At 69.4% G+C, this 7,642-nt stretch carries 5 protein-coding genes; 3 read left to right on the top strand and 2 right to left on the bottom strand.

Translation table 11 applies throughout. The features are described from left to right. A partial coding sequence (locus ACI3KU_RS04145; protein ID WP_404921022.1) for an FCD domain-containing protein occupies positions 1–137 on the bottom strand: 137 nt, incomplete at its 3' end. Positions 138–521: 384 nt separating this feature from the next. On the opposite strand from ACI3KU_RS04145, the gene ACI3KU_RS04140 reads away from it, so the two are divergent. Beyond that, positions 522–1,496, top strand: a complete 975-nt coding sequence (locus ACI3KU_RS04140; RefSeq protein WP_404921021.1) for an o-succinylbenzoate synthase — start codon at positions 522–524, stop codon at positions 1,494–1,496. A gap of 70 nt (positions 1,497–1,566) precedes the next feature. Here ACI3KU_RS04140 and ACI3KU_RS04135 read toward each other — a convergent pair whose 3' ends face one another. Next, positions 1,567–2,241 (bottom strand): TetR/AcrR family transcriptional regulator, encoded by a 675-nt coding sequence (locus ACI3KU_RS04135; RefSeq protein WP_404921019.1) that lies wholly within the window; start codon positions 2,239–2,241, stop codon positions 1,567–1,569. A 124-nt stretch (positions 2,242–2,365) separates the two neighbouring features. Between ACI3KU_RS04135 and ACI3KU_RS04130 the strand changes: the two genes are divergently transcribed. Both ACI3KU_RS04130 and ACI3KU_RS04125 read left to right on the top strand, forming a co-directional pair. Then, positions 2,366–5,095 carry an MMPL family transporter gene (locus ACI3KU_RS04130; RefSeq protein ID WP_404921018.1) on the top strand — a complete coding sequence of 910 codons (2,730 nt, stop codon included), beginning with the start codon at positions 2,366–2,368 and terminating at the stop codon, positions 5,093–5,095. Beyond that, complete coding sequence (locus ACI3KU_RS04125; protein WP_404921017.1) at positions 5,092–7,635, top strand: YhgE/Pip family protein; 2,544 nt, start codon at positions 5,092–5,094, stop codon at positions 7,633–7,635. Before ACI3KU_RS04130 ends, ACI3KU_RS04125 begins: the two co-directional genes overlap by 4 nt. Positions 7,636–7,642: the final 7 nt, after the last annotated feature.

Raw genomic sequence — 7,642 nt, 5'->3', positions numbered from 1 at the left:
TGCAGCACGGACTGACGCATGCGGTGCAGCTGCGCACCGAGAGACTCGGACATGTCGCTGAGGTAGCGGTTGCCGCAGTGATCGAAGACCACGCGGTGGAAGGCGGCGTCGGCGGCGAAGTAGGACGCCGACGCCACCGACCCTGAGACCACCGACGCACTGGTCTCACCCCCCGCAGCACAGCAGCCTCAACACCACCGAACCTGAGACCACCGACGGCCTGGCCACCAAGCACAGCATTCCAACGCCGACGCCGCCCGACCCGAAGCCAACCACGGACTGGTCTCAACTCCTGCAGCACGCCAGCGCCAATACTGCCCAACTTGAGACCAACCAATCGACTGGTCTCAACACCTGCAGCACAACAGTGCCAACACCGCCGAACCTGAGACCAACGGGGGCGCCGGCGGCGTCATGCGTCAAAGCGGGCCCATGCGCGCCAAACCTGAGACCACACCTGAACCGTGCCGGGCGGCGATCTGCGTTGCGGACCGAGGCGCCGGGGGCAGAATGGGGGCATGATGCTGCCACCGCTGGCCGAGGTCCTGGAGACGATGCGCGTGGTCGCCCTGCCGATGGCGGTGCGATTCCGCGGGGTGGATCTCCGCGAGGTGGCCCTGTTCGAAGGGCCGGCTGGCTGGACGGAGTTCTCGCCGTTCCTGGAGTACGAGGACGCCGAGGCATCAGCATGGTTGGCGGGAGCGCTGAATTTCGGCTGGCACGTCGCTCCCCCGGCACGCCGAGATCACGTACCCGTGAACGCAACGGTGCCCGCCGTCCCGGCCGCGGATGTCGCGGGCGTCCTCGCGCGGTTCGACGGCTGCCGTACCGCGAAGGTGAAGGTGGCCGAGCGCGGTCAGTCACTCGCGGATGACGTCGAACGGGTGCGCGCGGTGCGCGCCGAGATGGGACCGGCGGGCCGGATCCGCGTGGATGCGAACGCGGGATGGAACGTGGACGAGGCGGAGCGGGCGATCCACGCGCTCGCGGAATACGACCTGGAGTATGTGGAGCAGCCTTGTGCCACGGTGGCCGAGCTGGCCGATGTCCGTCGACGCGTGAAATACGCGGGCATCCTGATCGCAGCCGATGAGAGTGTGCGCAAGGCGGAAGACCCGATCGCGGTGGCGCGAGCGAAGGCAGCCGACGTGCTCGTTGTGAAGGCGCAGCCGCTCGGCGGGATCCGTCGGGCGCTGGACATCGTCGCGAAGGCAGGTCTGCCCGCCGTGGTCTCCAGTGCTCTGGACTCGGCGATCGGCATCAGCATGGGCGCGGCCCTCGCGGCGGCGCTGCCGAACCTGGATTTCGATTGCGGTCTCGGCACCGCCTCGCTGCTCCGCGATGATGTGGCCGACGCCCGTCCTCGTGACGGCGTCCTGCCCGCCGGACGCATCGCGCCGGACGCCGGGGCGCTCGCGCGGCTCGCGGCCGACGCCGAACGGACGCAGTGGTGGCGCGAGCGAGTCACCCGCTGCTATCGCCTGCTGGAGACCTGAGCCACACCCCTCACCGGAGCTGATCTCCACCCGTCACGGGAGCCGACCCACACCGCTCACGAGCACTGAGTCAGTCGCGCCCCGTGGTCTGCGAAGCCACGAGCGCGGCGATGATCGCCACCGTGCGTCGACACACCTGCTCGGCCAGATCCTCCTGATCGCGACGCTCGATAACCGCCTGCACGCTGGTGCCCTCCCAGATGAACATGACCATCTGCGCGAGTTCGGCGGGCTGCATCGACAGCTGCAGCCCGGTGCCGCGCGCGATGTCGGCGACGATGCCCACGACACGCTCCTCCATGCCGTGCTGCCAGCCGAGATACGCTTCCGCGGCACGCGGGTCGCGCATCGCACGGGTACGGAACTCATTCATGAGGCGGACGGCCACGGGTTCGTCGACGATCACGTCCAGGATCCGGGTGAGCAGCTCCTCCACGGGCATCTCCCGCAGGCCCTCGGATTCCAGCGAGCGCACGCGGTCGCTCACGGCGAGCAGCTTGCGATCGGAAACCGTGGAGACCAGGGCGAAGAAGAGGTCGTCCTTGGATTCGAAGTTCGAGTAGAACGCGCCACGGGTGAAGCCCGCCCGCTCCGTGATCATCTCGACGGACGCGGCGTCGACGCCGATCTCGCCGAACACCTCGGCCGCAGCCTCGAACAGTCGCGCGCGCGTGTTTCCGCGGCTGCGTCCAGTCTTCGTCTCGCCCGTCACGTCATTGTTGGGGCCGTCGACCTCGTCGCGCATGCATCTCCTTCTCTAGCTCCCAGTCTCACATCCCCCGTTCAGAAACGGGCAACGGATTGGGGTTACGATACAGAACTGTATCCGATACACGACTGTATCGAACCTGAATGCTGGAGGCTCTCGCGTGTCGACCCTGCTCTACTCTCTCGGCCGCTGGTCGTACCGTCACCCGTGGCGGGTTCTGGTCGCCTGGCTGCTCGTTCTGGGCATCGCCGGCGGCGGCGCGATGCTGAACAAGGGAACCGACAACTCGTTCTCGATCCCCGGGACGGAGTCGCAGGCAGGACTCGAGCAGCTGTCGCGCACCTTCCCGCAGGTGAGCGGCACCAACGCGCAGTTCATCGCCGCGGTTCCGAGTGGCTCGATCGAGACCTACAAGCCGCAGATCGAGGCGACGATCGCCGAGCTGGAGAAGCTGGACGGCGTGCTGGCCGTCACCGACCCGTTCGGTGAGACGGTGGACGGGCTGGTCGCGGAAGACGACTCGGCGGCGATCGTGCAGCTGCAGTTCGATGGCGAGGCCACCAACGTCCCCCAGCAGACGAAGGACGATCTGACCAGCATCACCGCAGACCTGCGCACAGAACTGCCGGACGGATCCGACGTGCTGCTCGGCGGAGACCTGTTCGCCGTCTCGATTCCCGCGATCTCCATCACCGAGGGCGTCGGTCTGCTGATCGCCCTGCTCGTGTTGATCGTGACGTTCCGCTCGTTCGTGGTGGCGGGACTTCCGCTGCTCACCGCCATCCTCGGCGTCGGCATCTCGATGGCCGCCATCTTCATCGCCACCCTCTTCACGTCGATCTCCGCCACCACGCCGCTGCTGGCGCTGATGCTGGGGTTGGCGGTCGGCATCGACTACTCGCTGTTCATCGTGTCCCGACATCAGGATCAGGTGAGAGCGGGAGCCGACCCCGAGGAGTCCGCCGCGCAGGCCACCGGAACCGCCGGGTCGGCCGTCGTATTCGCCGGTATCACCGTCCTCATCGCCCTCATCGGTCTGGGTTTCGCGGGTGTCCCGTTCCTCACCACGATGGGAATCGCCGCCTCCGGTGCCGTGCTCATCGGCGTGTGCCTCGCGATCACCCTGACTCCCGCACTACTCGGCTTCGTGAAGGGCAAGGTGGCCGGCCGCCCGCCGCGCAAGGCACGTCCGCGCAGCCGCACGTTCTCGGCGCGCTGGGTTCGTCTGGTCACCCGCCATCCCGTGATCACCACGGTGGCCGTGGTGATCGGACTCGGTGTCGTCGCGATCCCGTCCGGAAGCCTCGCGCTCGCCCTGCCGAACGCCGGCGTGCTACCGCACTCGTCCGAGGCGCGGCAGAGCTACGACCTGGTCGCGGACAAGTTCGGGCCCGGTTTCAACGGTCCGCTCATCGTCACCGGCACGATCGTCACCTCCACCGATCCGGTCGGACTGATGAACGACCTCGCCGACGAGATCCGTGACCTCCCCGGCGTGAAGGCGGTGCCGCTCGCGACGCCGAACATGACGGCGGACACCGGCATCGTGCAGGTGATCCCCACCACGGCTCCCGACGACCCCATCACCGCCGACCTGGTGCGCGAGCTGCGCTCACACCACGATGAGTGGAAGGACACGTACGGCATCGACGTGTCGGTGACCGGCTTCACGGCCGTCGCGATCGACATCTCCGACAAGCTGGGTGCAGCTCTCCTCCCCTTCGGCGTGTTCGTGGTGGGCCTGTCGTTCATCCTGCTGATGATCGTGTTCCGCTCCATCTGGGTGCCGCTGAAGGCCACCGTGGGATACCTGCTCAGCGTGCTCGCCGCGTTCGGCGTGGTGAGCGCGGTGTTCGAATGGGGCTGGCTGGCCGACGCCCTGCACGTGGCGAAGGTGGGACCCGTGATCTCCTTCATGCCGATCGTCCTCATGGGCGTCCTGTTCGGCCTGGCGATGGACTACGAGGTGTTCCTGGTCTCCCGGATGCGCGAGGACTTCGTGCACGCCACGCGATTCCGTCGGGCCGATCGTGCCGTCGCCATCGCCTCGGTGCGCAGCGGCTTCTCCGCCTCGGCGCGCGTGGTCACTGCGGCCGCGCTGATCATGTTCGCCGTGTTCGTGGCGTTCGTGCCCGAGGGCGATTCGTCCATCAAACCCATCGCGCTGGGTCTCGCCGTGGGCATCGCCGTTGACGCCTTCCTCATCCGCATGACGCTGACGCCCGCCATCATGGCGCTCCTCGGCGACAAGGCGTGGTGGTTCCCGCGCTGGCTCGACCGACTGCTACCCCACTTCGACATCGAGGGCGAGGCGGTCGTGCGGGAGAAGGAACTCGAGCAGTGGCCATCGCCCGAATCCACCGCGGTCATCGCGGCACAGGACCTCGCCGTGCGCGACGAGGATGTGGAGCTCTACTCCGGCGTCAGCTTCCAGGTCGAGGCCGATGACACGCTTCTGGTCAGCGGCAGCGGCGATCGTGCCGTCCTGCTGACAGTGGCGGGACGGCTGGCACCCACTCACGGCATCGTGAAGGTGCTGGGACGCCTGCTCCCCGCCCGCGCGTCGTGGGTGCGCTCCAATGTGGGTGTGGCACTGCTGACCGACGCCGCCGATCCGCTGCGCGCGCTGCGCTCGGCGTTCTCCGGCGGCACCCGCCTCGTGGTGATCGACGGTCTGGACACGCTGTCCGCCCCGGCGCGCGAGCAGGCCGCCGCGACGATCCGCGACGCCGGGCTGCGTGCCGCGCGCGCCGGCCACTCGCTCACCGTCGCCGCCGCGGGTGGCCAGTATCCCGCCGCCGTCTCCGACGTGCTGCTGCGGGCCGACCGGTCGCGTCCGGTCGTCGTCGAACTCGCATCCGTCCGCTCCACCCGTGAGGTGATCGCATGACCCTTCCCATCGAACGAGCCGGCACCCGGCGCCGGGTCACCTGGTTGACCGTGATCGGGGTGATCCTGCTCCCCGTGCTGATCGGCGGCGTGCTGGTCGCCGCGCTGTGGAATCCGACCGAGCGACTCGACAACATCCGCGCCGCCATCGTGAACGAGGACTCCCCTGTCACGCTCAACGGGCAGACCGTGCCGCTGGGGCGTCAGCTCACCGCGGGGCTCGTGGAGGGCTCCGACGAGGTCGACAGCAACATCGACTGGGTGATCTCCAACGCGGATGACGCGAAGTCCGGCCTCGCGGATGGAAAGTACGACGCGGCCATCACCATCCCGAAGAACTTCTCCGCCGCCGCCACGTCCACCGCGGGCGACAACCCCGAGCAGGCGAAGATCGCGGTGACCACCTCGCCGGATGCGAAGGTCTTCGACGCCACGATCACCAACCAGATCGCCACGATCGCCTCCGGCACCATGGGCGACATGCTCTCGAAGACCTACCTCGAGAACGTGCTCCTCGGCTTCACGACTCTCAACGAGCAGCTGGGGACCGCCGCAGACGGCGCCACTCAGCTCGCCGACGGCACGAAGCAGAGCGCAGACGGCACGCGGCAGCTGGCCGACGGCGCCACCGCACTCGCGGACGGGATCGGTCAGCTCGGCAGCGGTGCGGAGCAGCTGTCGACGGGTGCGGCGACCGCGGCCGACGGGACGCATCAGCTCGCGGATGGCGCAGGTCAGCTCGCGTCCGGCCTGGATCAGCTCGCCCCGGGTGCGACTCAGCTCGCCGACGGCGCTGCGGCATCGGCAACGGGCGCGCAGGGACTCGCGCAGGGCGCCGGTCAGCTGACCGAGGGCCTCAGCGCTCTGGCGCCGGGCGCCCGCGGCATCGCGACGGGCGCATCGGACCTGTCGAGAGGAGTGAAGACGTACGCCGACGGCGTGTCGGCCGCGCTCGGCGCGCTTCCCCAGCTCTCGGACGGTGCCGCTCAGCTCCGGGACGGCATCGGAACGCTGGCAGACGAGATCCGCGCCAACGCGGAGACCATGCGCTCGTCCTCGCTGCTTCCCGAGGAGCTGCTGACGAACGCCGGCGACGCGGCCGCAACCACGGCGTCCGTCGCCACGCAGATCGGCGAAGCCGCGCAGACGCTGGGCGCGGCGGCGCAGACGTGCATGGCCACGCACGGTCAGACGGATGCCTCGTGCGTCACCCTCGCGCAGCAGGCCCAGGCGCTCGGTGCCCTCGCGGAAGGCGATGCGACCGCCGCCGCCACGCAGGCCGGAACGGCTTCCGCCTACGCCCAGGGCACAGCCGAGGCTCTTCCGGGGACGATCGCGGACCAGCTCGTCGCCCTCGGTGACGCGATCGACACCACCCCCGGTCCCGACGGCACACCCAACCTCGCGCAGGGTGCCACCGCGCTGGCCGCCGGCATCGACGCGCTGATGGACCAGGCGACCCCGCTCGGCGAGGGCGGGTCGACTCTCGCCGCGGGTGCCGCGACGCTCGCCGCGGGTGCCACCTCCGTTGCAGACGGCGTGGACGCCACGGCGACCGGCGCCTCCTCGCTCGCGTCCGGATCCTCCCAGCTGGCCTCCGGCATCCAGCAGCTCTCCGACGGGGCCTCGGGGCTCTCGCTCGGGCTCGGGCAGACGCAGATCGGAGCGGGCTCGCTCGCCTCCGGCACCAGCGCGCTGGCCGATGGCGCCGATCAGCTCGCCTCCGGCGCCTCAGCGCTGAGCGACGGTGTCGGCCAGACGTCGGACGGTGCCACCACGCTCGCCGAGGGAACGACCACCCTGGCCGACGGCAGCACCCAGCTCGCGGACGGCAGCGCCGGTCTTGCTGACGGGCTTCAGGACGCTGTGAAGCAGATCCCGACCTACTCCGAACAGCAGCGCACCGACCTGGCCGCCGTGGTGGCGAACCCGGTGGTCACCGAGGGCACCGGATCGAACATGTTCGGCGACTCCGCCATCCCGCTGCTCGCCGTGTTCGCGCTCTGGTTCGGCGGCCTTGCCTCCTACATCGCCATGCAGGCACGCACCGCGCGCACGCTCGCCGAGCGTCGTCCGTCGGTCGTGCTGACCCTCCGTGCCCTCATCCCGGGTGCGCTGATCGGTGCCGTGCAGGGTGTGTTGATCGCCGGCGTGGTGCAGTTCGTCGCGAAGTACGACGTCGGCGAATGGTTCGCGTTCGCGGGCGTCGCGGCACTGGCGGGCATCGCGTTCGCCGCGGTGAACCAGGCGCTCGTCGCCCTGTTCGGTGGCGCGGGCCGCTGGATCTCCGCGATCGTCGGCGTGCTGTTCTTCGCCACGGGGGTCGTGTCCACCACTCCCGGTTTCCTCGACGCGATCGCCGGTCTCCTGCCGACGGCCCCCGCGTATCAGGGTCTGCTGGCGCTCGTCACTCCGGCCGGCGGATTCGACGGCGCGCTCACGGCCCTGGTCATCTGGACCATGCTTTCGATCGTGGTGACCACCGCCTCGATCGCCCGCCGCCGCATCACCTCGGTCCGGGCCTTGCAAGCCGGCGCCTGACGCTGAC

This window comes from Microbacterium sp. ZW T5_56 (assembly GCF_044987425.1).
Taxonomy (GTDB): Bacteria; Actinomycetota; Actinomycetes; order Actinomycetales; family Microbacteriaceae; genus Microbacterium.
Note: the sequence above shows the minus strand (reverse complement) of the source record. Positions and strands in the feature narration are given on the sequence as shown.